General features: G+C 51.1%; 31 protein-coding genes (1 of these 31 only partly in view). All 31 read right to left on the bottom strand.

From position 1 onward, the window contains the following. Positions 1-210, bottom strand: partial view of a lysine--tRNA ligase gene (gene lysS / locus NST23_RS01185; RefSeq protein WP_122966725.1) — the 5' end (the start) only. It extends 1,311 nt beyond the left edge of the window; the window shows 210 of its 1,521 coding nt (coding positions 1-210); its start codon is at positions 208-210; its stop codon lies off the left edge, out of view. A gap of 103 nt (positions 211-313) precedes the next feature. After that, on the bottom strand, positions 314-790 hold the full coding sequence (gene greA / locus NST23_RS01180) for a transcription elongation factor GreA (RefSeq protein ID WP_063227480.1): 477 nt from the start codon (positions 788-790) through the stop codon (positions 314-316). A 218-nt stretch (positions 791-1,008) separates the two neighbouring features. After that, a complete protein-coding gene (gene dusB / locus NST23_RS01175; RefSeq protein WP_122966726.1) occupies positions 1,009-2,037 on the bottom strand; it encodes a tRNA dihydrouridine synthase DusB in 1,029 nt (342 codons plus the stop codon). Positions 2,038-2,106: 69 nt separating this feature from the next. Next, positions 2,107-2,313 carry a helix-turn-helix domain-containing protein gene (locus NST23_RS01170; protein WP_083955635.1) on the bottom strand — a complete coding sequence of 69 codons (207 nt, stop codon included), beginning with the start codon at positions 2,311-2,313 and terminating at the stop codon, positions 2,107-2,109. Then, positions 2,265-2,795 (bottom strand): 2-amino-4-hydroxy-6-hydroxymethyldihydropteridine diphosphokinase, encoded by a 531-nt coding sequence (folK, locus tag NST23_RS01165; RefSeq protein WP_173598158.1) that lies wholly within the window; start codon positions 2,793-2,795, stop codon positions 2,265-2,267. The genes NST23_RS01170 and folK overlap by 49 nt, the downstream gene beginning before the upstream one ends. Then, entirely contained in the window at positions 2,792-3,163 is a 372-nt protein-coding gene (gene folB / locus NST23_RS01160) for a dihydroneopterin aldolase (RefSeq protein ID WP_063227483.1), read from the bottom strand. The genes folK and folB overlap by 4 nt, the downstream gene beginning before the upstream one ends. A 2-nt stretch (positions 3,164-3,165) precedes the next feature. Then, on the bottom strand, positions 3,166-4,353 hold the full coding sequence (gene folP / locus NST23_RS01155) for a dihydropteroate synthase (protein ID WP_445662483.1): 1,188 nt from the start codon (positions 4,351-4,353) through the stop codon (positions 3,166-3,168). Positions 4,354-4,405: 52 nt separating this feature from the next. Continuing rightward, positions 4,406-5,251 (bottom strand): aminodeoxychorismate lyase, encoded by an 846-nt coding sequence (gene pabC / locus NST23_RS01150; RefSeq protein WP_242773207.1) that lies wholly within the window; start codon positions 5,249-5,251, stop codon positions 4,406-4,408. A 33-nt stretch (positions 5,252-5,284) separates the two neighbouring features. Continuing rightward, the gene (gene tatC / locus NST23_RS01145; protein WP_340962976.1) at positions 5,285-6,019 is read right to left on the bottom strand and encodes a twin-arginine translocase subunit TatC; all 735 of its coding nucleotides are present in this window, start codon (positions 6,017-6,019) and stop codon (positions 5,285-5,287) included. Positions 6,020-6,095: 76 nt separating this feature from the next. Next, complete coding sequence (gene tatA / locus NST23_RS01140) at positions 6,096-6,305, bottom strand: twin-arginine translocase TatA/TatE family subunit (RefSeq protein ID WP_173598161.1); 210 nt, start codon at positions 6,303-6,305, stop codon at positions 6,096-6,098. A 20-nt stretch (positions 6,306-6,325) separates the two neighbouring features. Continuing rightward, positions 6,326-7,969, bottom strand: a complete 1,644-nt coding sequence (locus NST23_RS01135; RefSeq protein ID WP_242773227.1) for a PhoX family protein — start codon at positions 7,967-7,969, stop codon at positions 6,326-6,328. A gap of 131 nt (positions 7,970-8,100) precedes the next feature. Next, positions 8,101-8,688: an aminodeoxychorismate/anthranilate synthase component II gene (gene pabA, locus NST23_RS01130; protein WP_280649334.1), complete on the bottom strand. Its 588-nt coding sequence runs from the start codon at positions 8,686-8,688 to the stop codon at positions 8,101-8,103. A gap of 17 nt (positions 8,689-8,705) precedes the next feature. Then, complete coding sequence (locus NST23_RS01125; RefSeq protein ID WP_340965158.1) at positions 8,706-10,199, bottom strand: anthranilate synthase component I family protein; 1,494 nt, start codon at positions 10,197-10,199, stop codon at positions 8,706-8,708. 122 nt (positions 10,200-10,321) lie between these two features. Then, the gene (cysK, locus tag NST23_RS01120; RefSeq protein ID WP_122966733.1) at positions 10,322-11,254 is read right to left on the bottom strand and encodes a cysteine synthase A; all 933 of its coding nucleotides are present in this window, start codon (positions 11,252-11,254) and stop codon (positions 10,322-10,324) included. A gap of 81 nt (positions 11,255-11,335) precedes the next feature. Continuing rightward, positions 11,336-12,238 (bottom strand): peptidyl-prolyl cis-trans isomerase, encoded by a 903-nt coding sequence (locus tag NST23_RS01115; RefSeq protein ID WP_173598163.1) that lies wholly within the window; start codon positions 12,236-12,238, stop codon positions 11,336-11,338. 37 nt (positions 12,239-12,275) lie between these two features. Then, positions 12,276-13,148, bottom strand: a complete 873-nt coding sequence (hslO, locus tag NST23_RS01110; RefSeq protein ID WP_122966735.1) for an Hsp33 family molecular chaperone HslO — start codon at positions 13,146-13,148, stop codon at positions 12,276-12,278. Positions 13,149-13,303: 155 nt separating this feature from the next. Then, positions 13,304-14,248 (bottom strand): sigma-70 family RNA polymerase sigma factor, encoded by a 945-nt coding sequence (locus NST23_RS01105; RefSeq protein WP_122966736.1) that lies wholly within the window; start codon positions 14,246-14,248, stop codon positions 13,304-13,306. 252 nt (positions 14,249-14,500) lie between these two features. Continuing rightward, positions 14,501-15,460, bottom strand: coding sequence for an ABC transporter ATP-binding protein (locus NST23_RS01100; protein ID WP_122966737.1), 960 nt, complete (start codon positions 15,458-15,460; stop codon positions 14,501-14,503). A 25-nt stretch (positions 15,461-15,485) separates the two neighbouring features. Next, positions 15,486-16,403 (bottom strand): C40 family peptidase, encoded by a 918-nt coding sequence (locus NST23_RS01095; protein ID WP_122966738.1) that lies wholly within the window; start codon positions 16,401-16,403, stop codon positions 15,486-15,488. Positions 16,404-16,405: 2 nt separating this feature from the next. Next, positions 16,406-17,500, bottom strand: coding sequence for a dipeptide epimerase (locus NST23_RS01090; protein WP_122966739.1), 1,095 nt, complete (start codon positions 17,498-17,500; stop codon positions 16,406-16,408). A gap of 147 nt (positions 17,501-17,647) precedes the next feature. Next, complete coding sequence (locus tag NST23_RS01085) at positions 17,648-19,306, bottom strand: peptide ABC transporter substrate-binding protein (protein WP_122966740.1); 1,659 nt, start codon at positions 19,304-19,306, stop codon at positions 17,648-17,650. A gap of 122 nt (positions 19,307-19,428) precedes the next feature. Then, a complete protein-coding gene (locus tag NST23_RS01080) occupies positions 19,429-20,454 on the bottom strand; it encodes an ABC transporter ATP-binding protein (RefSeq protein WP_122966741.1) in 1,026 nt (341 codons plus the stop codon). A 5-nt stretch (positions 20,455-20,459) separates the two neighbouring features. Further along, entirely contained in the window at positions 20,460-21,347 is an 888-nt protein-coding gene (locus NST23_RS01075) for an ABC transporter permease (RefSeq protein ID WP_370641100.1), read from the bottom strand. Between the two features lie 26 nt (positions 21,348-21,373). Continuing rightward, complete coding sequence (locus NST23_RS01070; RefSeq protein WP_063227499.1) at positions 21,374-22,312, bottom strand: ABC transporter permease; 939 nt, start codon at positions 22,310-22,312, stop codon at positions 21,374-21,376. Between the two features lie 199 nt (positions 22,313-22,511). Next, positions 22,512-22,853, bottom strand: coding sequence for a DUF3870 domain-containing protein (locus NST23_RS01065; RefSeq protein ID WP_063227500.1), 342 nt, complete (start codon positions 22,851-22,853; stop codon positions 22,512-22,514). A gap of 232 nt (positions 22,854-23,085) precedes the next feature. After that, complete coding sequence (locus NST23_RS01060) at positions 23,086-23,598, bottom strand: hypothetical protein (protein WP_254223494.1); 513 nt, start codon at positions 23,596-23,598, stop codon at positions 23,086-23,088. A 178-nt stretch (positions 23,599-23,776) separates the two neighbouring features. Continuing rightward, positions 23,777-24,193 (bottom strand): hypothetical protein, encoded by a 417-nt coding sequence (locus tag NST23_RS01055; RefSeq protein WP_217023429.1) that lies wholly within the window; start codon positions 24,191-24,193, stop codon positions 23,777-23,779. After that, positions 24,193-24,345, bottom strand: coding sequence for a hypothetical protein (locus tag NST23_RS01050; protein WP_167470395.1), 153 nt, complete (start codon positions 24,343-24,345; stop codon positions 24,193-24,195). The genes NST23_RS01055 and NST23_RS01050 overlap by 1 nt, the downstream gene beginning before the upstream one ends. A 4-nt stretch (positions 24,346-24,349) precedes the next feature. Continuing rightward, positions 24,350-24,673 (bottom strand): hypothetical protein, encoded by a 324-nt coding sequence (locus NST23_RS01045; protein WP_254223497.1) that lies wholly within the window; start codon positions 24,671-24,673, stop codon positions 24,350-24,352. Positions 24,674-24,925: 252 nt separating this feature from the next. Continuing rightward, positions 24,926-25,126: a hypothetical protein gene (locus NST23_RS01040; protein ID WP_005831465.1), complete on the bottom strand. Its 201-nt coding sequence runs from the start codon at positions 25,124-25,126 to the stop codon at positions 24,926-24,928. A 37-nt stretch (positions 25,127-25,163) separates the two neighbouring features. Beyond that, the gene (locus tag NST23_RS01035; protein ID WP_167470396.1) at positions 25,164-25,310 is read right to left on the bottom strand and encodes a hypothetical protein; all 147 of its coding nucleotides are present in this window, start codon (positions 25,308-25,310) and stop codon (positions 25,164-25,166) included. Between the last annotated feature and the right edge of the window lie 2 nt (positions 25,311-25,312).

Raw genomic sequence — 25,312 nt, 5'->3', positions numbered from 1 at the left:
GACGTTTTCTTCGGCTTCCAGTTCTTCCTTGGTCTTGTCGCCAAATGCCTTCACAATATCAGCAGCGTGGTGGGTTTGCTCGAACTTTTTCCCAAATGGATCGAAGCCCCACTCGCGAATTTGATTCATTTTGTCGTGGCGCACTTGAAGAAGCTCGTGCAGCCCTTCCTGTTGCTGATCTTCCTGCTGTAGGTCTTGCTCGTTTGCCATTTTTGTTCACTCCTCTAAAAAATGCCTGATTTAACAGTATTGTACAGGGCACTAAAATAGTGATACGGCGTACCTCACATAAGGTACGCCATGGATAAACTGCTTACAGGTTAATATCGAGAATCTCGTACTGGATCACGCCTGCTGGTACGTTCACGTCTACCACAGCACCTTTGGATTTGCCCAAAAGCGCTTGACCTACAGGAGATTCATTGGAAATCTTGTTGTTCATCGGGTCGGATTCAGCCGAACCTACAATCGTGTAGTCCACGATGTCGCCAAACTCCAGGTCTTTCAGCTTTACTCTGGAACCTACGCTTACTACGCCTGTGTCCACGTCATCATTCGTGATGATCGTAGCCTTGCGCAGCATTTTTTCCAGCGTCAGAATGCGGCCTTCAATGAACGCCTGCTCATTCTTTGCTTCTTCGTATTCAGAGTTCTCACTGATATCTCCAAAGCTGATCGCTTCTTTAATCCTTGCTGCTACTTCTTTTCGTTTAACCGTTTTCAAATCTTCAAGCTCTTGCTCCAGCTTTGTTAAACCTTCTGGTGTCAGGAAAACTTCTTTTTCAGACATGGTTCAATTCCCCCGTTATTAAAAAATGATTCCATTTGTACTGGGTAAAGTACAAAGGATTATATGTAGTTGTTCTATACAATATACAGCAGAACACAACCAACTTTGAGGGTTCAAAGGTAAAGCTGCCAGAGTTGACTGGCAGCTTGGCTCCCAATATTACGGAGTATTATAGGATATGAAGGAACCCTTGTCAATGTCTGGAATAAACAACCAGTTTAGTAACTGACCGCCTCGTCACGAGTCGATTCCAAAGGCTCTTCAAGGTCTCCATCATAGTTCTCCACCCAGTCGACATAGTCAGTCAAAACCCGACGAAGCTCTTCTTCCGTCTCCACAGAGTTTACCAGGTTTTTCGTATGGGTCGATCCGCGCAGCCCCTTCAAATACCATGCTGCGTGTTTGCGCATTTCCAGCACACCTACTCGCGGCCCCTTCAATGCAATCAAACGCTCCGCGTGCAACAAACAGATGTCGATTTTTTCACGCACGGACGGCTCCGCAACCAGTTCTCCTGTCGTCAGGTACTGGATGGTTCGGTACAGCATCCACGGATTGCCGAGTGCAGCGCGTCCGATCATGACGCCGTCGCAACCCGTCGTATCGAGCATGCGGCGAGCGTCCTCTGGTGTCGCCACATCACCGTTGCCGATAACTGGAATGGAAACAGCTTCCTTCACTCGTCCGATCCAGCTCCAGTCCGCCTGACCCTTGTACATTTGCACGCGAGTCCGACCGTGGACGGCGATGGCTTTGCCGCCTGCACGCTCAACCGCCTTGGCGTTTTCCAGGACATACAAGTGCTCTTCATCCCAGCCCAGTCGCATTTTGACCGTAACCGGCTTTTCGACAGCATCGACAACAGCCGATACTACCTCGTAAATTTTGTCCGGGTCGAGCAACAGGCGAGCACCTGCATCACAGCTCGTAATTTTCGGAACAGGACACCCCATGTTGATGTCGATAATGTCTGCGTTCGTATGTTGATCTACATACTTCGCCGCTGGAACGAGCGTTTCCTTGTCACCGCCAAAAATCTGCAAGCTCAGCGGTTTCTCGCGTTCGTCGACATACAGCATGTCGATGGTCTTTTTATTGCCGTGCACGATGCCTTTGTCGCTGACCATCTCCGCACAGACAAGCCCCGTCCCAAATTCTTTCGCAATCAAACGAAAAGCAGGGTTGCAAACACCTGCCATCGGGGCGAGAACCACGTTATTTTTCAGTTCAATATTTCCGATTTTCATCTATTTCGACCTCCTATTCCCGATATGCGGGGTCTTGGAGAGGTGAGACTCATCCAAACTGCCTATCCTTTATTTTATAGCACATAATTCTTCATAGTCGACCTGTAAAGTGCTGGCGATCTTGCGCAGTACAGGTTCTGTCGGCGTGCGAGTCCCCCGCTCCAGCGATCCGACGAACGACAGCGACACTCCCAGCTTTTCCGAAAGGGACTGCTGTGTATACCCTTTTAACTTCCGAAAGGATCTGATCCGATTTCCCAGTTGATTGCTCCCCACTCTCGTACCCCCTTGTGATCTTCTGCCAATAAGGAAAGATAATGGTCAATGGTCTGGCTGTAACCAGGCAAAGCATCGCCCTCCCAAATGTCTCGCAACGGAACCAGCACAAAAGCGCGCTCGCTCAAACCAGGGTGCGGGATAACCAGATGCTCCAGCGACACACTGGAGGTGCCATACAAAAGGAGGTCAATATCAATCGTACGCGGCCCCCAACGAATGGTTCGAACGCGACCCAGAACGCGCTCTACCGACAAAGCCGCATCCAATAGCTGCTCGGGAGAAAGGTCTGTCTCTATCGCCACAGCCATGTTCAAAAACGCCTCTTGCTCGACGTAGCCGAACGGCTCTGTCTCATAAACGGCTGATGCGCGCAAAACCCGGATTCCCGGCTGTTCGTTCAGCTTCTGGATCGCCTGACGCAAATTTTCCGCACGATGGCCCTGGTTTGATCCAAGCCCCAGATACGCTACCACACTCATGAAGCAAAATCCTCTCTTCTGCGCGTCATTTCAATGGCAACCGACTCATAGTGGCCGTTGATCGGAGGATTGGGCTTGGTCACCTTTACTTTGGCTTCTTGCAACGGAAAAGTCGTCAAAAGCTGCTCGGCAATTACAGCAGTCAGCTTCTCAACCAGATTGAACCGTTCGCCCTCGACAATTTTTTGCACACAAGTAAAAATATCGGCGTAATTGACGGTATGCTGCAGATCATCGCTCGCCCCTGCCTGCGACAAGTCGACAAGAAGCTCCAAATCGACATAAAAACGCTGACCCAGCTCGGCTTCTGCGCCAAAGACACCATGATAGCCATAAAACGACATGCCATTAAAATAAATTTTGTCCATCATTAAATGCCCCCCTTCATCATCGCATCCATCATCTTGGTGACCCGTTTCATCTCTTTTACATCGTGCACCCGAACCATATGGCAGCCTTTGGCTACGCCCAGGGCAACAGTCGCTGCCGTGCCCTCTACCCGTTCTTCTACTGGCAAGTCGAGGACATGTCCGATCATCCGCTTGCGCGAGGTCGCGAGCAGAACCGGATAACCGAGAGCAACCAGATCATCGAGTCTGCGCATGGTTTCGAGGTTTTGCTCGACCGTTTTGACAAAGCCGATCCCCGGATCGAGAATAATCTGTTCCTCACGCACACCCGCGCGCAAGGCAATCTGTACGGATTCTCGCAAATCTCTGACATAATCGGAGAAAAAGTGCTGGTAGTCGGTGTCAGGGCGGTTGTGCATCAAAATGATTGGCACGCCGCTCTTCGCAGCTACTTCGGCCATGCGCGGATCGCGCTTTGCTCCCCAAACGTCGTTGATGATATGCGCCCCAGCGTCCAGTGCGCGCTCCGCTACCGCCGCCTTGTATGTATCAATCGAAAGAGGAACCGACAGCTCCTTTGTCAAAAGCCGAATGACAGGCAGCACCCGATCCAGCTCCTCAGCCTCTTCTACAGGCATCGCTCCCGGGCGTGTCGATTCGCCGCCGATGTCAATGACATCCGCCCCTGCCTCCACCATGGCGCGCGCCTGCGACAAAGCTTGCTCCACATCCACAAAACGGCCGCCGTCGGAAAAGGAGTCGGGCGTTACATTCAAAATCCCCATCACCAATGTGCGCTCGCCAAGCGGAAGTGTGTACTGTCCGCAGTCCAGCTTTCGTCTGGCTCGAAGGCGAGACGGCAGCGCCAAAATCTCCCGTACCTCTGCCGCCACCGCGCCAGACTCGCCAGCGCTTTTTTCCAGCTGTTGCAGGGCCTGCTCCAACTGCTTGTGGCCCGCGAGCAAAAGCATCCGTTTTCGCTCAATCGTACCCGGTTGCCCAGAAACAACCGCCTCGGCCCCGGTCGCGAGCATGACCTGCCGCACTTGTTCGGCAAGCTCGCCGCTCATGTTTTCCACATGGATCATCAAACCTGCTCGCCACTCAGCCAACTGTTCAGCCAAATGGCCAAAAACGCCCCGATCGGCAAGCTCCGCAATCATTTCGTCGACGGTTGCCGCATGGATTCGAAATGGATTGTACTTCATGGACCTACTCCCTTTTTCCGTCTTCGCATGTTGATTAGTAGCATACCATAATTTACATGAGGGTCGCTACAGACTGACGGTAGGCGAGGTGCAGTTCGTTCGTGTATTTCCCGTAGACCGCTGGAACGAAAGTCCCGTCCACCTCCAGCACAGGCACGATTTCCTGCACAGAGTTGGTCGTAAATACTTCATCCGCCGCAAGCAGGTCTTCCAGCCGATACCGTCCTTCTGCTGTCGGGATCGCCAATTGCTCGGCCAAGCGCAAAACATGGCGGCGAGTCACCCCATCGAGAATGCCCGTATCCAGAGAAGGGGTGAACAGATGCCCGTCCCTGACCCAGAAAAGATTGCTGACGATGCCTTCCGCGAGAAAACCGTCGTGCGTCAAAAACAGCCCTTCCGTATCCGTGCGCGCCCCCAGCTCCTGGCGAGCCAATGCGTTGTTGAGGTAGTTGTGCGATTTAAACCGCTGGTGCCCCTCCGCCGTCTGGCGCGGCAATGCCAACGTCTGGAGACGCTTCGGCTTGGGCGGCACCTCAAGCGCGGCAACCGGCTTGGCAAATACAAACAAAGATGGGCGCTCGTAGCCGCCAGCTACCAACCCTACCCCTTCCGGCCCCGCCGTGACGCTGAGACGTACATACGCGTCCCTCAGTCCGTTCGCTTCGACGGTTTGCCTGATGGCATCCGCCAGCTCTTCTTTTGACCAGACAAGCTTGATTTGCAACGCCAAAAGCCCGGAACTCAGCCGGGCAAAATGGTCGTCCCACAGAAACAGTTTGCCATCGTATACGCGCAACGTTTCAAACAGACCGATACCATACAAAAAACCGTGATCCAAAATCGATACACTCGCCTCATGAGCCGGACAAATTGTCCCGTTTGCATAAATGTGCATCTGCGCACTCTCCCGATACTATTGTCGAGAGCATCATACCATATTTTCCGGGGAGAGCGCAGATTCGGAAGCACGCTTGCCATGAACAAAGCGCGAGATTGTGATCGAGATTTCGTACAAAACGATCAATGGAACAATCACCATAATATCGGACAAAAAGTCGGGCGGAGTAATCGTAATCGAAATGATCGCCAGCACCAGGTAGGCAGGCTTGCGCATTTTGGCCAATCGATGCGGATTCAAAATGCCCAGATGGCTCAAAAACAGCACGACCACAGGCAGCTCAAACAAAAGTCCAAACGGCAGGCACAAATTCAACATAAAGCTAAAGTAGTCATTTGCCGTAATCACCAGTTCAAAATTCCCGTTTGACAGCCCCAGCACGAATTGATACATCATCGGAAACAAGACAAAGTAGGCAAAGGACAGCCCGAACAAGAACAACAGAAACAGCGCCGGGATGTACATCAGCGCCACTTTTCTCTCCCGCTCCTCCAATGCCGGAACGACGAATCGCCACGTCTGATAGGCAGCCACAGGAATTGTGACAGCTACCGCGCCAACCGCAGACAACTTTACATAGATTGACAAAATATCACCTGGGCCGAGGATAGCCAGTTTTTCGCCGGAATGATTCGACAACGCCAGGTAAATGTGATCGATAAACAAAAAACAGATGATCATGCCGATGACCAGTGTCGCAGCCACGATCAGCAGTCTGCGGCGCAGATCACTCAGATGCTCCAAAACAGGCATCTCCTGATTCACAAGCTCTCCTCCTTACGCGCTGCGCTGCAAAAAGGCAGTGCGCCCAATGAACGCACCGCCTTTTCCCACGCCGGAATTAGTTGCTTCGTTTTACCGCTTCTTCTCCGACCGCGCCTTTGTCTTTGCCTTCATCGTCGTCCTTGGTCAAATCTCTGGCAGCCGTTTTAAACTCCGTCAGCGTACGACCAAAAGCGCGACCGATCTCCGGCAGCTTGCTCGGCCCGAAAACGATCAGTGCGATGATCAAAATCAAGATCAGTCCAGGAATCCCGATGCTCGATAGCATGGTGCGCTACACTCCTTGTCCTAGAAACCAGTAATGGCAATCACGCTCGGCAAAGCTGCTGCATTTCCGCCTTTTGGCCAATGGCTGGTTGGCTGGCTGTAGTCCTTGAGGTTTTCGCCCGGATGCTGTACCGACAAAAACAGCGTTGTTTCATCAGGCGTAAACCAAGGCCCTGTCATTTCCGCGCCTACCGGAGCAGAGGCAAACTGTGCAGCCTGTCCTTTGTTGTTGCCCGTAGTCGGAATGAAAAATACCCCGTTGTTCCCAAACGATTTGTAAATCCCGCTGTTCATGGAGGAAGAAGAGATGTCCGTAACGACCCACAGGTTGCCTGCGCTGTCAAACGCCATGTTGTCCGGCGCAGCAAAACCGCTTTGCGGGCCGCCTGCGGCAAAAATCTCAAACGTGAACTCGCCGCCTGCATGGTTGTTGTCTTTTTCGAACAAACGCACGATTTGCCCGTAGAAGTTGCCATGCTTGTCGTTGTTCGTCAGGGCGATGAACACGGAACCGTCAATCGGATGGACTTCCAGATCTTCAGGGCGATCCATCGGAGTAGCCCCAACCGCTTTGGAAGCTTCGCGGCAATTGACCAAAACGTCAGCCTGGGAAGCAAACAGCGGCTTGCCTTCCGCATTCACGGCTTTTTTCAAAGCGTCATTGGTGGCCAAATCCAGCGCGACCCATTTGCCTTTGCCAAAGTTGGCGACATAAAGCGTCCCTTCCTCCAGCAGCCGGGAATTGCCTTTCCCCGCCTTCGGATCGAACTTCGCTTTGGAAACGTATTTGTACACGTACTGGTCTTTGGCATCATCGCCCATGTATACGACCAGTTGACCTGATGGCGCCAGCACCATGGCAGTATTCTCGTGGGAGAAGCGGCCGAGCGCTGTATGCTTTTTCGGAGTCGACTTCGGATCAAACGGATCTACTTCAATAACCCAGCCATAATGGTTTGCCTCAGGCAGCTTGCAATCGCCTACGACGTCCATGTAGTTTTCCTCACAGGAAAGAACTGTATTCCACAGTGTCACGCCGCCAGAGCAGTTGGCAAACGTCCCGGTTACTTCTTTGGCGATCGAAGCTGCCGGCCCTGTCAGTACGTGTTTGGTCAGCCCGCTGACACGACGGCCGTACTTGGAGTCCGCAACCAGCTTCCACTTGCCTTGTTCCTTTTTGATTTCGATGACAGAGCCGCCCAGCGCGTACAAATACTTTTTGATTTGCTCGGGAGTGCGCTTGTTGTCTTCTGCGTCCGCTTTCAAGTAATCGTATCCGTTCACGTAATATTCCAACTCACCTAAATATTCGTGATTTACCCAAAGCAGTCCATGGTCTGATTTGCCCTCGATGGGCAGAAAACAGGTGAAGTCATTGTTGAAGCCAAAAGTGTCGCCAGCCGCGTTGATCTTGTCTCCATAGGAAGCGATCACATCGTACTTGAATCCCTCTGGCAGGACGACATCGTCTTTCGTTGTCGGATGGATTTCCTTGAACTTCGGGTTGAAATGGTGGTTTTTTGTTTCGAGACCAAACAGATGATCGGCTGTTTTTCCAGACAAGGTACTGCCTGCTGCCAAGGCAGGGATTCCGGTTGCCATCGATGCCAGTGCTGCTGTACCTGCTCCTAGATAAGTCAAAAACTGTCGACGATTTACATCCATTTCACTCTCTCCTTTTTCGCCATCTTTCGCTTCATTGTACAAGCCGAATGTCGAGAGAGAGTAAACGCTGTATAAAGAGTCTGTAAATGAAAAAACCGCCTGAAATCAGGCGATTTTTGTCGTGTATGCATTCATGATCCTGTCGTATGGCGGGCGTAGGTGGTGAGGAAGTTTTGCAGCAACTGTTTGCCGTGCTCGGTAATAATCGATTCGGGGTGGAACTGCACGCCCTCAATCGGATATTCCCGATGGCGCAATGCCATGATCTCGCCTTCAGCGGTTCGCGCCGTAATTTCCAGCTCACTCGGGATGGACGCTTCCTCCACAATCAAGGAGTGATAACGTGCCGCTGTAAAAGGGGAAGGAATGCCCTGAAAAATCGTCTGCCCGTCGTGAATGACCTCAGACGTTTTGCCGTGCATCAACCGTTCGGCGCGAATGACTTTTGCTCCAAACACTTGTCCAATCGACTGGTGTCCCAGGCACACTCCCAAAATCGGGATTTTCCCCGCAAAGTGGCGAATGGCCTCCATGCTGATCCCCGCTTCGTTTGGCGTGCACGGGCCAGGCGAGATCATCAAGTAATCGGGAGCCAGCCGCTCGATTTCTTCCAGCGTGATTTTGTCGTTGCGGTACACTTGCAGCTCTTCGCCAAGCTCACCTACATACTGCACCAGGTTGTACGTAAAGGAATCATAGTTATCGATCATTAAAATCATCTTACTCTCATCTCCTCTCAACTCATCGTTCTCTGCTCGCTAATCTCTAGGGCCTTCCACAACGCTTCTGCCTTTTTCAAAGACTCGGCGTACTCCGCCTCGGGGACAGAGTCGATCACAATGCCTGCTCCTGCCTGCACATGAGCCATTCCATCCTTGACGACCATCGTCCGGATGGCAATATTGACCTCTACATCGCCGTTAAAGCCAAACCAGCCGATTGATCCTGTGTACACGCCACGTTTGACCGGCTCCAGCTCCTCGATGATTTCCATCGTCCGAACTTTTGGCGCTCCGGTAATCGTTCCGCCCGGAAAAGTGGCCGCTACCGCATCGAAAGCATCTTTGCCCTGGGCCAGCTCTCCTTTTACATGGGAGACGATATGCATCACGTGCGAGTATTTCTCCACGACCATGAACTCGCTGACCTCCACGCTGCCAAAACGACAGACGCGGCCCAGGTCATTGCGTTCCAAATCGACCAGCATCACGTGCTCTGCGCGCTCCTTTTCGTTGTCGATCAGCTCACGCGCCAATGCCTCATCCTGCTCATCGGTTTGCCCGCGCGGACGCGTCCCTGCGATCGGGCGTGTATGAACTTCCCCGCCCTTTACCTTCACCAACAGCTCAGGGGAAGCGCTGACCAGCTGAAACTCCGGGAAGCTGAGGTAGCCCATGTAAGGAGACGGATTCAGCTTGCGCAGCACCTGATACACATCCGGCGCCGTCACCTGCATTGGTTTGCTTTGCCGCACAGACAGGTTCACCTGGAAAACGTCGCCTTGGGCGATATACTCCTGAACCCGACGGACGGCATCCTCGAACTGATCTTTGGCAAAAGACACCGCTGCTGGCGTCTCATGAACCAGCGGTCTTTTGCGCAATTGCTCCCAGTCTTCGGTATCCGTCTTCGCCACAAGATTTTCCAGTGAATTCAGCCTTTTTGCAAGGCGTTCCTCCGCTTGGCGATAAGTCTCTTCGCTCAACTCTTTTGCAGACAAATGAGTCAGACAGACGATCTCTCGCGTCTGATGATCAAAGACAACAAGGTCTTGCATTATCATAACATACAGGTCTGGCAACTGTAAGTCGTCCGTTGCGATCTCGGGAAGCGTAGGCTCAAAAAAGCGGTTCATATCATAGCTGAGATACCCCACTGCCCCACCGGAAAAATCAGGCATATCTGGAACGACTGGCGTGCGATAGCGGGCAAGCAATTTTCGCAATGCATCAAGCGGTTGGTCCGCTTCCACATTTTCTACCTGACCATCGGGGTAGACAGCGATCGTTTCCCCTCGCTGACTGCGCAAGGTAGCTACAGGCTGATAAGCCAAAAACGTGTACCTTCCCACTCGGCCGCTTTCCAAAAGAACAGCATCCTGCATGGACGGCTGCAAGGCAGTCAGCACCTGCCAAGGATCGATTTCGGAAGACCATTTACCGCGAAGAGCAAGAGGAACAAAAGGATATGTCAATGCGTACGACTGGCACTGGGCAAAGGTAGGGAACATCAATTTCGCTTCACGCTCCGGTTTTTTCACTATTTATCCGTTCATTATATAGTCGTCCCAGGCAAAAAGAAAAGACCACGCAGCCAAAATGGCATACCGTGGCCTCCCGTATTTTTTGCCAATCAATCCTCGAATTGGTACAGAGGAGTAGACAGGTAGCGTTCGCCGTTGGATGGGATGATGGCGATGACTTTTTTGCCTTTGCCCAGCTTGGCAGCTACTTGCAAAGCCGCATGGATCGCTGCCCCCGAAGAAATGCCGCCGAGGATGCCTTCCTTGCGAGCTACTTGGCGAGCTGTTTCAAAAGCTTCCTCGTTCTCTACCTTGATGATTTCGTCGTAAATTTGCGTATCAAGAATTTCCGGAACAAAGCCTGCTCCGATTCCTTGAATTTTGTGCGGTCCTGGCTTGCCGCCGGACAATACTGGGGATGCTGCCGGCTCTACGGCAACGATCCGCACGTCTGGGTAGTGCTCGCGCAATACTTGACCGACACCTGTGATCGTTCCGCCTGTTCCGATCCCGGAAATAAAAGCATCAACGCCGCCAATTTCCTTTGCCTGCTCCAACAGCTCACGCGCTGTCGTATCGCGGTGCACAGCAGGGTTGGCTTTGTTTTTGAATTGTTGCGGAATAAAGTAGGTGCTGTCTTCTTTTGCAAGCTCTTCCGCTTTGCGAATCGCTCCGCCCATTCCTTCGGCACCTGGAGTGAGCACCAGTTCCGCACCATACGCGCGCAGCAAGTTGCGGCGCTCAATACTCATCGTCTCCGGCATGACCAGAATGGCGCGATAGCCTTTTGCAGCAGCGACCATCGCCAGGCCGATTCCTGTATTTCCGCTCGTCGGTTCAATGATCGTATCCCCTGGCTTCAGGCTGCCATCCGCTTCGGCTGCCTCAATCATCGCAAGCGCGATCCGATCTTTCACGCTGCTTCCCGGGTTGAAAAACTCAAGCTTCAAGTAAACATCTGCGATATCTTCGGTGACAACACGATTCAGCTTCACAAGCGGAGTAAATCCAATCAAATCAGTAATGGAATTAGCCACGCGCATATGTCCTGCCCCCTTATATTAATAAGCCGAGTAAAACGCTAGGATTTATTGTCATAATTATATCAACGGTCGCCCATTTGGTCAATGAGGCATTTGCCCAGAAATCTGAACACCTACGGACTCGCGCATCCGCTCCAAAACCACATCGAGAGATTCCACTTGCGCAAAGGCAATTTCCCGGCGCAATTCCTCTTTTACCTCGGCAAAAGTTCTCTGTGTCGCATCCCGCTTCTGCTCCAGGTGATAGATGACGTATTGATCCCCGGTTTTGACTGCTCGGCTATTGTCTTTTGCCTTCAAGCTTTCTATTTCGTTCCACGCTTCATCAGGCAGCTTCGGGTCGCGCAGGGATACCCACCCCAAATCTCCGCCTGTGGTCGCCGTTTTTTGGTCGATCGAGCGTTCCTTGGCGAGAGTCTGGAAATTAGCCCCCTGCTTTAATTCGGCCGCTACCTGCTCCGCTTCTTTTTGGGATGCAACAGCAATTTGATACAGTCGCACCTGCATCGGGCGCGTATACCGATCTGCCCGGCTTTCATATACTTTCATCACTTCGTCGTCACTAACCGAGATATCTTTGGTAGCCAATGTTTGCAGCAAAATTTGATAAGTAATCTCCCGCTTCACCGCATCAAGGCTCGTTCCAGCCTGCTTTTGCAGCGCTTGCTGAAACTCGCTGTCCGTACGGCTGCCATAGCTGTCGCGAATTTGTTCCAGTTCCTGCTCAACCTGTTTCGGATCGGCGCTGACACCCAAGCGCTTCGCCTCCTGAAAAACGACCTCCCGATTGATGAGATCGTTCAGAACCTGCTCCCCGAACTTCTGTTTGAGCGCCGATACATACTCGGCTTCACTGATTTTCACATCTCCGACGATAGCCGCAGGCTGCAGCTTGCCTGACGACTGGAACCAGGCCCAGGTCACGGCAAGCAACAGCAACACGAGCGCCCCAATGAATGCCCACAACCCTTTTACATTGGTCATGCCATCCTCTCCCTTAGTTGACGCCGCGCGATTGTCCTTACATGTCTTTCATGATGTTCTCTAACGCGGCTCTGTCATAGTGATAACGTTCATTGCAAAAATGACAGTGAACTTCCGCTTCGCCTTGCTCTTCAAGAAGACTCTCCATCTCTTCGCGTCCCATGCTGATCAGAGCCTGAACCACCTTGTCCTCGTTGCACTTGCAGTGGAATACAATGTCTGTGCGGCTCAGATACTTAGGCTCGTCCAATACGCGCGCCAAAATTTCCTCCGGCGACAAGCCCTCGCCAATCATGCGGGAAACTTGCGGCAGCTGTCCCAAGCGTTCTTCGATTTTTGCCACGACCTCTTCAGGCGTGTTCGGCAAAAGCTGAAGAATAAAGCCGCCAGCCGCCAAGACGGAGCGGTCATCCGGGTTTACCAGCACACCTACGCCTACCGCTGACGGCGTTTGCTCGGACACGACAAAATAGTAAGTGAGATCTTCCCCGATTTCACCTGAGACAATCGGCGAGCTGCCTTGATAAGGCTCTTTCAGTCCCAAATCTTTTGTCACGTACACAAAGCCTTCCGTTCCAACGGCACGCGCTACATCCAGCTTGCCTTTTTCATTCAGCTCGAAGTGCACTTGCGGGTTGGTAGCGTAGGCAATCCCTTCGCCATCGGCATTGGCCTCAGCGACGATCTGCCCAATCGGACCTCCCCCTTTTATTTTGACAGAGAGGCTCTCGTTTCCTTTTAACATGGCTCCCATCATCAGAGAGACGGTCAAAGTACGTCCTGTCGCTGCCGTTGCCGTGTTCCACATATCGTGGCGGCGGCGCACTTCTTCCACAATATCTGTCGTCCGTGCAGCAAAAGCACGTACGTGTCCGTCAAATCCGGTTGCTCTTATCAAATAATCGCTCATCTGGCGATCCTCCTTCTTGCATCCAATGTTCAAATGGTCTTTATCAGTTTACCACAAGAAGCCAGACGTACGCGCTTTCCACTGACTAAACGAACACTTGCAGACGATCGCAAAAGCAAAACCCCTTCCAGTAGTAGAAGGGGTCGGTAATGACATCAAGTCAGATAGTCTTTCAGAACTTTCGACGCTTTTTGCGTTCGCAATCGGTCAATCGTCGTCGCTTCAATCTGGCGGATTCGTTCGCGGGTCAGGCCAAACATTTTGCCTACTTCCTCCAGCGTGTACACATGGTCATCATACAGACCGTAGCGCATGGAGATAATCTCTTGTGCCCGCGGGCTAAGCCGCTCCAGCGCTGCATGCATCTGGGAGCGCAAGTCCACCTTTTCAATCCAGTCATCCAGCGAGGACAGTCCATCGTCCATGATTTCAGCGTAGCTCAGACACTCGTCCTCATGCTCCGCCAGCCATTTTTCGCTGTCCAGTTCGGCATCAATCGACTCCATTTTCATCATCAACGCCTGCTCGATTGCATCGACCTTTTCCAGTGGAATGTCGAGCAGTCCGGCAATTTCGTGTCGATCCGGCGTCCGGTTCAACGCGTGAATCAGATGCAACACTTGCTTTTGATACTGGCGAATTTGCTCATGCATGTGGACAGGAATGCGAATCAACGCACCTTTGTCATTGATTGCGCGGGTGATCGCCTGGGAAATCCACCAGTGCGAGTAATGATAGAGACGTACGCCGCGTCCCACATCAAATTTGTCTATGGCGGTAAACAAACCAATCGTACCTTCCTGAATCAGGTCCAGGAACGGCATGCCTCTTCTCAAATGGCGCAAGGCTGTACTGACAACGTAGCGCAAATAGGCGCGAACAATCGTTTCACGTGCCTCCATGTCGCCATGCTTCTGATAGCGAACCAGGCAAGCCAACTCTTCTTCTTTGTCCAACATGGGTGTTGCAGCGACGCTTTCCAAAAACAGCAAGGCGGACGTGTCAGACCGAAGCGATCTGGGCACCACGATCCCCAGCTGTGTTTCTACTTCCCGCCAACGACTGGGAGTGGAATGGAATGAGGAGGTACTCAAAGTCATATGCAACCCTCACTTCTCTGGAATGGGAGTTCACGATGAAGTTAGGCGAGTTTACGAAGTTGTTTACTGTAACCGTATTTCGACAAAACTTGTTTGATTCCTGCCAGTTTACAGAATATTAACAGTTCTCCCCTTTATGCGTTGTTTGTAAACCTTCCTTAATATAGAGGCGAGCCTGGTCGACAAAAAAGCCATCCCTGAATGCGGGACGGCTGAAGAATCATGTCGAATAGTGTAAAAGGAGTCTGTACTTTACTGATAAAGATGACAGGCAGCAAAATGGTTGGTGTCCACTTCTTGCCACACAGGCTTTTTCTGGGCGCAAACCTCTGTCGCGACAGGGCAACGCGTACGGAACACACAGCCGCTGGGCGGATTGATCGGACTGGGCACGTCGCCTTCGATAATCTTCCGCTCGCGGTTTTTCTCCAGGTCTGGATCGGGAACAGGAATAGCCGACAGCAACGCCTGCGTATACGGATGCTTGGGAGACTCATACAACTTTTCGCTCGTACTCATTTCTACCATGTTGCCCAGGTACATCACACCGATCCTGTCGCTGATATGTTTAACCATGGCAAGATCGTGGGCGATAAACAAATACGTCAAGTTTTGCTCCCGCTGCAAATTTTTCATCAAATTCACAACCTGTGCCTGAACCGATACATCGAGGGCCGAAATCGGCTCATCTGCGATAACGAACTTCGGATTGACGGCAAGTGCGCGGGCAATCCCGATCCGCTGGCGCTGCCCGCCGCTGAACTCATGCGGAAAACGGTTCGCATGCTCCTTTTGCAGGCCCACCATCTCCAGCAGCTCGACGACCCGCTTCATCCGCTCTTTCCCCTTGTAAAGCCCGTTCAATTGCAGACCTTCTCCGATGATTTCGGCGATATTCATCCGCGGATTCAGCGACGCGTACGGGTCCTGAAAAATCATCTGAATGTTTTTCGTAATCTTGCCTCGATCGGCAGCAGAAGCTTTGTGCACGTTTAGCCCGTCAAACAGCACCTCGCCGGAGGTCGGTTGATACAAGCCGATAATCGTACGGCCAGTCGTTGATTTTCCGCAGCCAGATTCGCCTACCAGTCCAAACGTCTCCCCTTCGTAAATGTCAAAGGAGACGTCGTCAGCCGCCTTCAGTGAGAGCCCTTTGCCAAGCGCAAAGGTTTTTGTCAGGTTTCTTACCTGGACCAGCTTTTTTCTTTCCATCTGGCTACTCCTCCCCGTTATCCTTTTACCAGTATCGTCTGGAGATCGCATGTTCCTTTTTCAGCTTGTAGCTGTCGAGCTTGACGATCTCGATGGCGCTTCGCGAATCCGGTGAATGGATCATTTCCCCGTTGCCGATATAAATGCCGACGTGATGGACTCTGCCTCTTCCTTCTTCATAGGCAAAAAACAGCAGGTCACCCGGAAGCAAATCGGCTTTTTCAATCAATTCCCCGGCTCTGGCCTGATCAGAAGCATCGCGCGGAATTTGAATGCCGACAGAGCGGTGCATATTGTAGGCAAAGCCGGAGCAGTCATATCCATATGACGACATGCCGCCCCACAAATAATGCAGATCGAGGAAGCGCTTGCCCGATTCCACAATGGCCTCGCCGCGATTTCCGGTCAGTTCGATCGGCTCGTTTGCCCGCACAATGGCGACATCCGCTTTTGGCAAAAGAGCTTCGCCGTTCGGCACTGCTACTTTCACCCACTCGGAACCGTCTTCTACGAGCGGCAGCTTCGTCAAGAAAGCAAGCTCGATCCCCGGCTCCTGCTCTGTGGAATGCAAATGGGTAAACGCCGCTGTAACCATCGCCAAATTTTGTCCATCCTGCACAGCAAAGGCGGCAGACCACGGACTAAGCTGGCGCGACGGCACCCAACCGGGATAGCCCGTTTCGTTTTTGCTGGTCGTCTGGTCAGGAATCAAAATGTGCGCCCAATCGCCCTGCTCTTCCACTACTTCTACGCGAGTGCCGAACAAAACTTGCGTCTGGATCGCGTTGTTGTCATAAAAGCCGAGCTTTTCCTCAACGGTCAGCGAATCAAGCCAACCGCGCGCATCAACCGGAACAGCGAGAGCCGCCTGGTCGATGTCACGGGGAGATTCGGGCTTCGTCCATACAGTTGCGACGGACACGGAGACGATTGCTGGTTTCATTTTCACTCTTCCCCTTCCCACAAACGGATCGAACGAATGCCCAGCCCCGGCGCATCCGGCATCGTCATCACACGGCCATCGTAAGTCACAGCACCATCGATGCCATCATGCAGAAGCATGAGCGGTGCGTCGAAGTCAAAGCGGGTAATATTTTTCTTGCTGGCTGCAAAATGCGCTGCCGCCGAAACAGCCAACCGCGATTCGATCATGCTGCCAACCATGCATGGAATACCGTGTTCTTCGGCCAATTGGTTGATCAATTGCGCTTTGAAAATGCCGCCCGCCTTCATCAGCTTGATGTTAATCATGTCAGCTGCCCGGTTTTGCAAAACTTGCAACGCCTGCGCCGGCGAAAATACACTTTCGTCAGCCATGATCGGCGTATCCACCGAATCCGTAACCCGCTTCAAGCCTTCCAGATCGTGAGCTTTTACAGGCTGTTCAATCAGTTCGATGCCAAGCCCCATGTCCTCCATTTTGCGAATGGATTGAACCGCTTCTTTCACATTCCATCCCTGGTTGGCATCAAGACGAATTTTCACCTGATTGCCCACGGATTTGCGAATCTCCTGGATGCGCAAAATATCATCCTCGATGTTGTCCTTACCCACCTTGATTTTCAAAACGTTAAAGCCTTGGTTCAAATAAGCAGCCGCATCTTCGCCCATCTCTTTTGGCGAATTGACGCTGACGGTATAGTCCGTTTCCAACTGGTCGCGATAGCCTCCGAGAAACTGGTACAGCGGCATTCCCGCCCGTTGGGAAATCAAATCGTACAGCGCAATATCAACTGCTGCCTTCGCGCTTGTATTCCCTACCATCGATTGATGCAAAGTTTGAAATACTCGTTCGTAAGCAAGCAAATTCAGGCCGATCAATTGCGGCTTCATCGTGTTCATGATGGCGGATTCGATGCTTTCGATGCTGTCGCCGGTAATGACGACAGTAGCAGAAGCCTCTCCCCACCCTACCATTCCGTTGTCGCAAGTGATTTTCACCAAGACAGATTCCAGACTGTTCACCGTGCGCAAAGCTGTTTTAAAAGGCTTTTTCAAAGGTACAGAGATTCTCTTCACTTCGATGGCTTGAATAATCATGTTTTCCTCCATCTTTTCTAGCACGCATGCTTGCTTTATCTATTTTTTCGTTGAATCAAACTAAATTATAGCACTATTAAAACATTCGGCAAAAAAGGGGGAGAGTCATTTCATCCGCCTGAAATGACTTCTCCCGGCAAGCATGTTTTACTTCACGACTGCTTTTCGCAAATCGGTATAGCTGAGCGACGAGCTTTGGATTCCGCTGACTTTGTCGCTGGTGAGCAGCGATGTGTTGTAGAAGTACAGCGGCGCTACTGGCGCTTCGTTCAGCAAGATTTTCTCGGCGTCGTGCAGCATTTGCAAACGTTTGGCATCGTCTGGCTCTTTGTACGCGCCTTCAATCAGCTTGTCGTATTCAGGATTGCCCCATCCAGTGCGGTTGCTGCCGTTCTTCGACTGGAAGATGTCCAGGAAGTTGATCGCATCTCCAAAGTCAGGCAACCAGGAGGAACGGGCAATTTGATATTGCAGCTGTTTTTGCATATCGGTCAAAACTTTTCCTTCTACTTTTTGCAGCTTCACATCTACGCCCAGATTTTGCTTCCACATTTCTTGCGCTGCTTGAGCTGTTTTTTCGTTGGCTGTTCCGCTGCGGTAAGTGAGCGTTACTTCTGGCAACTGAGTATAGCCTTTTTCCTTCATTCCTTGCTCCAGCAGCTTTTTCGCTTCAGCGGCATCGAACTTCACCAAGTCTCCGCCCACTTGACGGAAATCGCCCGAACCGTTGGCGTCTGGCAAGCCGAAGGAAACGAATCCGGTTCCCGGTTTTTGCTGGCGCATCAACACGAGGTCTACCAATGTTTGACGATCAATTGCCAGGCTGAACGCTTTGCGAATGTTGACGTTGTCAAACGGCTCTTTTGTCACGTTGAAACGGTAGAACTCTGTGCCTGCGCCATCTTTTACGTATACTTTGCCATCTTTGAACAACTGGTCAGCCATATCCGCCGGAACGGTTGTGGTTCTGTGCAGCTCTTCATTCGTGAACATTTGGTACTCGGTATTTTCATCATCGATCATTTTCCAGACAGCGCCCGGCAACGTTACGTTTGCCGCATCCCAGTAGTTCTCGCTTTTCATCATTTTCAGTTCGCTGTCATGCTTCCACTCGGTCAGCTTGAACGGCCCGTTGCCCACAAAAGTGCTCGCTTCGGCAGCCCATTTTGGATCTTTTTCCACCGTCGCCTTGTGAACCGGGAAGAACGCCGGGTTAGAAGCGAGAAGCAATGTCCAGGAAGCTGGCTGTGCCAAAACAACTTCCAGTGTCTTGTCATCCAACGCTTTTACTTTCACACCGTCTACAGGACCTTTTCCGCTGTTGTACGCTTCGGCCCCTTCGATAATGAAAGCGAGGAAGGCAGCTGGAGATGCCAGCGCCGGGTCGAGCATGCGTTTCCAGGCGTATTCAAAGTCTTGCGCCTTTACCGGCTCGCCGTTGCTCCATTTGTTATCGCGCAAGGTGAACGTATACGTCTTGCCATCCTCGGAAACTTTCCACTCGGAAGCTGCCGCAGGCTGAGGCTTCTGGTTCTCATCCAGTCGCGTCAAACCTTCCATCAAGTTGTTCAAAATGTTGTAGGATGGCTCGTCAAAGCCGACTGGCGGGTCGAGCGAGGTAGGCTCCTTGATGTTGTTCAAAAGCAAAAGCTTGGCTGCCTGATCTCCCGGTGCAGGAGTCTGCTGGTTGTTGGTCGCCGGTGGTGCCGATTCATTGTTTGCTGGCGCTTGACCCGAACTACACCCGGTTACGAACATGGAAACAGCAAGCGAAGCGGAAAGCAAAATAGTCGATAGTTTTTTCACTGTTTCTTCCCCCTTATGATTTTTTTATATGTCGTAAAAGGATAGCGCCGATAGACGACACCCTCTTTTACACCAGATGACCAACTCTTTTGCCCATGCACCCATGCCTGTAGCTGTGCCCGTTAGGTTCCTGTAGGAGCCTGCATGGCGGCCAGCATTTTTTTCGCTCGCGGATCTTGCAGCCAACAGGATACCGAGTGCTTGCCGTGGACATTCGACTCGGCTGGCTGATAATTCCGGCAAACTTCCAGCGCATAGTCGCAACGAGCAGCAAACGCACAGCCGAGCGGCGGCGCAAACAAATCGGGCGGCGTTCCTGGAATTGGGCTGAGCGGTATGGAGCGATCCGCGTCCAGCCGCGGCATGGAAGCAAGCAGTCCTTTTGTGTACGGATGCTGTGGATTGTAGAAAATATCTTGCACAGGTCCAGACTCGACCACTTTTCCCGCGTACATGACGTTGACTCGATCCGCGATTTTGGCGACTACGCCCAGATCATGCGTAATGATGATGATAGATACACCTGTTTTTTGCTGAATGCTTTTGAACAGGTCAATGATTTGCGCCTGGATGGTCACGTCGAGCGCGGTCGTAGGCTCATCCGCAATGAGAATAGAAGGTCTACAGACAAGCGCTATGGCAATCATGATCCGCTGGCGCATCCCGCCGCTGAATTGATGCAGGTACTGCTTCAGACGGCTTTCCGGGTTGGCGATCCCCACCAGCGTCAAAATCTCGACAGCTTGCCGCCGCGCTTCGCTCTTGCCGACTTTTTGATGGCGAATGATTCCTTCCATGATCTGCTCGCCGATGGAAATGGTCGGATTGAGCGAGGTCATCGCATCCTGAAAGATCATGGAGATTTCTTTTCCGCGTATCTCGCGCATTTCTTTTTCCGGCAGCTTTGCCAAATCTTTGCCTTTGAACATGACGCTGCCACCAGCAATTTTTCCGATATGCTCCGGTATCAGCCGCATGATGCTCTTGGCCGTAACGCTTTTGCCACAGCCAGACTCTCCGACGATGGCAAGCGTCTCCCCTTTGTTCATGGAAAAGCTCACATCACGAACCGCATTCACTTCCCCGCCGTGCGTCTTGAACGTGACACGCAGACCGCTTACCTCCAGCAATTTTTCCGTTTTGTCCATGCCGTCTACCTCCTTGCCTTAGGATCGAACGCATCGCGCAATCCATCACCGAGCACGTTGAACGCAAGCATCGTCAATGAAATGAAGAAAGCCGGGAAAAAGAGCCTCCACCAATGCCCTGACAAAATCGTCGAGAGTCCGTCATTGGCCATCACGCCCCAACTCGCCATCGGAGCCTGCACGCCCAAGCCGAGAAAGCTGAGGAACGCTTCCCCAAAGATCGCGGATGGGACAGACAAAGTGACATAGACAATAATGATGCCTATTGTATTCGGCAAAAGGTGTTTGCGAATGATGTAAAAAGGCTTCGCTCCCATCGTTTTTGCCGCCAGCACATACTCCGAGTTTTTCATCTGAAGCACCTGACCGCGCACGGTACGGGCCATCCCGATCCAGCCAGTCGCGCTCAAAGCGATGATAATCGTGCCAAGCCCAGGTCCCATAACGACCATCAGCAAAATAACGACCAACAAATAGGGCAATCCATACAGGATATCGACGAAGCGCATCATGATGTTATCGACCCGGCCACCCATATACCCAGCGATACCGCCATACAAGACACCGATAAAAAAGTCGATCAGTGCTGCCATGAAACCAACGAACAAGGAAATGCGCGCCCCGTACCATACGCGGGTGAACACATCGCGCCCGAAATCGTCCGTACCAAACCAGTACGTCCCAGATGGCGCTTTATTTTTCATGATTATCGATTGCTTGGAGTATTCATGTCCTGAAATCATCGGACCGATCGTTGCCATAACCCCGAGAACAATAATGATGACGAGTCCCATCAACGCAAGCTTGTTCCCTTTCAGTCTCTGCCAGGCTCCCTGCCAAAATGTCAATTGAGGTCGCACAATCGCTTCCGAATTGAGGTTGTCTTTGCGCATTGGAATAAACAAGTCGTCAGAAACGATCATCCTTCGCTCTCCTTTCGATGCAGCTTGATTCGCGGATCAATAATGCCGTACAAAACATCGACGACGAACATCAAGAAAATCAAGAGGGCGCTGTAGAACACAGTAGTTCCCATGATCACGGAATAGTCGCGGTTGATGATGCCCGCCACGAAATACTTGCCCATGCCGGGAATGGCAAAGATTTTTTCAATGACAAAGCTCCCCGTCAAAACATTGGCGATCAGCGCCCCCAGCAAGGTGACGACAGGCAAAATGGCGTTGCGCAATGCATGCTTGATCACGATTGTCGCAGGCTTTAATCCTTTTGCTTTGGCCGTCTCGATATACTCCTGCGTCAATACCTCCAACATGTTCGTACGCGTCAGGCGGGCAATAATCGCAATCGGGCCAAACGCCAGCGCCAATGCCGGCATAACTACGTGCTGCCAGCTGCCCCAGGTCGCTGTCGGGAGAAGCTTCCACTCCACCGCCAAATACTTGATCAGCAAAGGCGCAACTACGAAGCTCGGTATGGATATCCCGAGAACCGCAATGATCATCGCTGCGTAATCGATCAAACGGTTGTGGCGCAATGCGGCAATCACGCCCAGCCCTACTCCTGAAATAATCGCAAAGAGAACAGCAATCAGTCCGAGTTGAAACGAAACCGGAAAACCGCGAGCAATCATTTTGTTGACGGTATCCGCACTGTTCGCAGTAGATGGCCCCAAATCAAATTGCACCAGCTTTTGCAAATACAGACCGTATTGGACAAAGAGCGGCTTATCCAAGTTGTAGTAAGCGTTGAGATTTTGCGCCACGGTCTCGTTCAGCGCTTTTCCCTCTTTTTCAAAAGGAGATCCGGGCACAGCATGCATCAGAAAAAAAGTAACGGTAATAATGAGCCACAACGTAACGATCATGGAGATGAATCTGCGGAAGACAAAAGATAGCAAGGAATCTCCTCCTTTAATCAAAAATCCGTCAAAAAGCTTGATGGGCAAAAAGCTCGTTCGCATCCCGGTCGGAAAAATGTCTTTCCTTTCCGTATAAGCAAAAAACCCAGCAAATGCGCGATTATCATGGCATTTGCTGGGTTTTACTTACGTGTATGCCGTGCATACGAATAAATAAAGCAGCTTGTGTGTATTCAATTCACTTGGTGACTTCTGCTTTACTTCTCGTGGAAACAGCCTGTTTGTACTTCTTCTGTGCATCCTTGAAGGCAGCAATCAATGTCTTTTGCGAAGATCCAAAATATCGATAGCGAATTTCTTCCCCAATCGCCTCCGACGCAAAGATGGAATGACCGATAAAAATGGATCGGGCAAAATCAGACGTCAGCTGCACCGTAGACGAACAAGCCGCATCTACGATTTTGTCGTTGGTAGTGTCAACGACAAGCCCAATAAAGAAGGCGCTGAACTGCTGCGTAATCGGATTGTTGGACGAAGATTGCGCGTCACCTACGATATAAATGGTATCCTTATCAAACAAGTGGAAAACCCCGCTTTTACTATGCTTAACGGGCCGGCCATGCGGGACGTTTGGAGTGCTACCTCCTTACAATCGCAAGCTGGCTAAGCACTTTCTTACATAGTACCAGACAAATTCGCAATTTGTAAATAAGTCTGACTAATCTTTCGTTTGTTTGGTGGATATGTTCGTATAATGCACGCAGACTGAAAATCGGAGGTTATTTTTCAGGTTTAATAAAACTTTAATTTTGCTAAAACTTCACTTCTTCGACAGAAACGACGGGAAAAGCATGCCCTGGAAGCATTGGCAAGAATGGCTTTTCATCCACATAAGCCACCATGATATGCGACGGTCCAATCATCGTTTTCGGAGCCATTTGCAAACGATCTCCGCGTTCGGTCACGACCGTGATCAGCAGTTGCCCGCCACCCTGCCGGACAGCCCCGGGAGTTGCACTCACTGGCACGAGGCTTTCTCCGTTGTATTGCAGCAACAGATGCAAGTCCTGCCGCCAGTTACGAAAATCAACGTAATGACGCACAAAATGAATCGGAGCGTTCGTCACGCTTTGCTCCCCTGGAACATATGTTTTTTGCTGCCGCGCATAACCGCCATTTTCGCTCATCCTGCGATCAAACCGCTGCATTGCCTCTTCTTCTACAAGATCAATTACGCCCTCTGTCTTGAGTACCGGGTCAACAGCAAACGTTGCGTGGTGATTCGCCAACTCCAAAAGCATTTTGACCTCTGTTTTTTTCTGCATGGCCAAATCCGCATCGACAACATATGTACCCATCAGCAAAAAAAGCAGGATTGCTGATATAGATAAAAGATTGATGCCCGTACAATTATCCTCCTACGTTGTTATTTTCTTTTTTCATTAACTTCTTTAGCTTTTTTTTGTGTGGATGATTATGACTTGGACTACGTGCCCTAGCCCGTTACAAATCGTAATCCATGACGTTAATCGTCCCTTGACGTGTGACCTGTAAAGTATCGGCAGGCACGGGAATCCATGACGTAAAACCAGGATATGGAATGGTCAAGACCAGAGAAAACTCGTCTGCATGGCTCCATAAGACAGGATCGGTCGAATGAGTGCGCGTGACACGAACAGACATCTCCTGTTCCGACAAGGAGAACCGCTTTTCCACAAGCTCCCGTGATATAATCGATCGCACTTCTTCCTGAAGCGCTCCTTCATTGCTTCCTCCATGATTGCTAATGTACTTCACCGCCGCAGCACTGACTTCCATCAATTCATTTTCCGTCTGCACGACAACATGAGTCTGCAACAACCCAATCGTCACCAGCAACAGCAGCATGATATTGAGAATAACCGCAACAAACTGTCCCATCAGGTCGCACCAAATCTCGTCACTTGCACAAGCAAGTCACCGAAAAACTGTTGGCAAGCAGACATGATATTGCCTGGCCCTGTAAAAAGCACTCCAACCGTCAAAGGCAAGACGAGAACAAGCAACACCAACATACTGATCATTTTGTTCATGCGACTACCACCCCGGGTCAAAATATTCGGAGGGACGGCTTCCTGTAAACGAAAAAGCTGTATCTCCTTCTACAAATGCATTCAACCACTTTGCCACGGTTGACGGAGTAACTTTCATAGCGAGTGTGACAGACTCTTTTCTCTCTTTGCGTGCCCGCTCTCCTTCCCCTCGCGGCCAACTGCCCGCAAACACATCGGTAGAAACGTCCCAGCCAAGTCCAGCCATTTTATTGGTATAATAGTCGGTCAACGCTTGATTGAGGTAGCCGATATCCTGCATATCGTCAAGCACATCTGCATAAATACTGCGCGCAATGGCTCTCTCCATTGCGTACAAATGATACGCTCCCACGCCGGAAATCACGAAAAGCAGCGTTATCATACATACGAGAAATACTTTAGCTTTGACCATCTCTTCCGAGGCGACCGTTTTTCTTTTAATGAAAGATAAACGTCGTAGCTCGATACACCCTTTCCTGTTGTGTCTCATGTAGCTGCTCTTCTGGATGCAGATTCCAGATGAACGCGCACAGACTCCCTACCATGACAATAATGACGAGAAAGACATGATGGTGCAGCATCAGTTGGACGTATATGCCGTGCCGTTTTGCATCTTGAAGTTGATGTTTTCATTTCGCGTGTCGTAATTAAGCGAGGTAATGGAACGGTTGATGCTTTCGGCAGAATCATTGGCAGCGGGCGACAATTCGTTTCCGTAAGAGCTGACGCCAATCCCCAAAACCATCACGCATGCAAGAAAGATAAAAAACATTTTTGACATAATTGCCCTCTCCTTTTCTCTTCTAGAAATGAAATGATCAAGGTATCGCTTTATCGATCCACTGGACAGCTCGATCGCGCAATCCGCCGTCTTGAACGACCGCAGAATTAATCTGCGAGAGGCTCGACACAATGATTCCCAAAGTGAATACGATGCACATGATAATGGACAGCAGCTTGGTCAAAC

The sequence above is a fragment of the Brevibacillus sp. FSL K6-0770 genome, from assembly GCF_038000275.1.
Lineage (GTDB): Bacteria > Bacillota > Bacilli > Brevibacillales > Brevibacillaceae > Brevibacillus > Brevibacillus parabrevis.
This window is presented reverse-complemented; position numbering and strand designations above follow the sequence as displayed.

Coding starts and splice junctions, on each gene's coding strand:
- NST23_RS01125 (WP_340965158.1), bottom strand. CDS start 10,199: ATGTTCCCTACCTTTGCCCAGTGCCAGTCGTACGCATTGACATATCCT.
- greA (WP_063227480.1), bottom strand. CDS start 790: ATGTCTGAAAAAGAAGTTTTCCTGACACCAGAAGGTTTAACAAAGCTG.
- cysK (WP_122966733.1), bottom strand. CDS start 11,254: ATGCGCGTGGCTAATTCCATTACTGATTTGATTGGATTTACTCCGCTT.
- NST23_RS01060 (WP_254223494.1), bottom strand. CDS start 23,598: ATGCAGAAAAAAACAGAGGTCAAAATGCTTTTGGAGTTGGCGAATCAC.
- NST23_RS01095 (WP_122966738.1), bottom strand. CDS start 16,403: ATGAAACCAGCAATCGTCTCCGTGTCCGTCGCAACTGTATGGACGAAG.
- folB (WP_063227483.1), bottom strand. CDS start 3,163: ATGGACAAAATTTATTTTAATGGCATGTCGTTTTATGGCTATCATGGT.
- folP (WP_445662483.1), bottom strand. CDS start 4,353: ATGAAGTACAATCCATTTCGAATCCATGCGGCAACCGTCGACGAAATG.
- NST23_RS01045 (WP_254223497.1), bottom strand. CDS start 24,673: ATGGAGAGAGCCATTGCGCGCAGTATTTATGCAGATGTGCTTGACGAT.
- NST23_RS01105 (WP_122966736.1), bottom strand. CDS start 14,248: ATGACTTTGAGTACCTCCTCATTCCATTCCACTCCCAGTCGTTGGCGG.
- NST23_RS01055 (WP_217023429.1), bottom strand. CDS start 24,193: ATGGGACAGTTTGTTGCGGTTATTCTCAATATCATGCTGCTGTTGCTG.
- NST23_RS01040 (WP_005831465.1), bottom strand. CDS start 25,126: ATGTCAAAAATGTTTTTTATCTTTCTTGCATGCGTGATGGTTTTGGGG.
- hslO (WP_122966735.1), bottom strand. CDS start 13,148: ATGAGCGATTATTTGATAAGAGCAACCGGATTTGACGGACACGTACGT.
- NST23_RS01115 (WP_173598163.1), bottom strand. CDS start 12,238: ATGACCAATGTAAAAGGGTTGTGGGCATTCATTGGGGCGCTCGTGTTG.
- NST23_RS01135 (WP_242773227.1), bottom strand. CDS start 7,969: ATGGATGTAAATCGTCGACAGTTTTTGACTTATCTAGGAGCAGGTACA.
- pabC (WP_242773207.1), bottom strand. CDS start 5,251: ATGCACATTTATGCAAACGGGACAATTTGTCCGGCTCATGAGGCGAGT.
- dusB (WP_122966726.1), bottom strand. CDS start 2,037: ATGAAAATCGGAAATATTGAACTGAAAAATAACGTGGTTCTCGCCCCG.
- pabA (WP_280649334.1), bottom strand. CDS start 8,688: ATGATTTTAATGATCGATAACTATGATTCCTTTACGTACAACCTGGTG.
- NST23_RS01080 (WP_122966741.1), bottom strand. CDS start 20,454: ATGGACAAAACGGAAAAATTGCTGGAGGTAAGCGGTCTGCGTGTCACG.
- NST23_RS01075 (WP_370641100.1), bottom strand. CDS start 21,347: ATGCGCAAAGACAACCTCAATTCGGAAGCGATTGTGCGACCTCAATTG.
- tatA (WP_173598161.1), bottom strand. CDS start 6,305: ATGCTATCGAGCATCGGGATTCCTGGACTGATCTTGATTTTGATCATC.
- folK (WP_173598158.1), bottom strand. CDS start 2,795: ATGAGTGTGGTAGCGTATCTGGGGCTTGGATCAAACCAGGGCCATCGT.
- NST23_RS01050 (WP_167470395.1), bottom strand. CDS start 24,345: ATGAACAAAATGATCAGTATGTTGGTGTTGCTTGTTCTCGTCTTGCCT.
- NST23_RS01100 (WP_122966737.1), bottom strand. CDS start 15,460: ATGGAAAGAAAAAAGCTGGTCCAGGTAAGAAACCTGACAAAAACCTTT.
- NST23_RS01090 (WP_122966739.1), bottom strand. CDS start 17,500: ATGATTATTCAAGCCATCGAAGTGAAGAGAATCTCTGTACCTTTGAAA.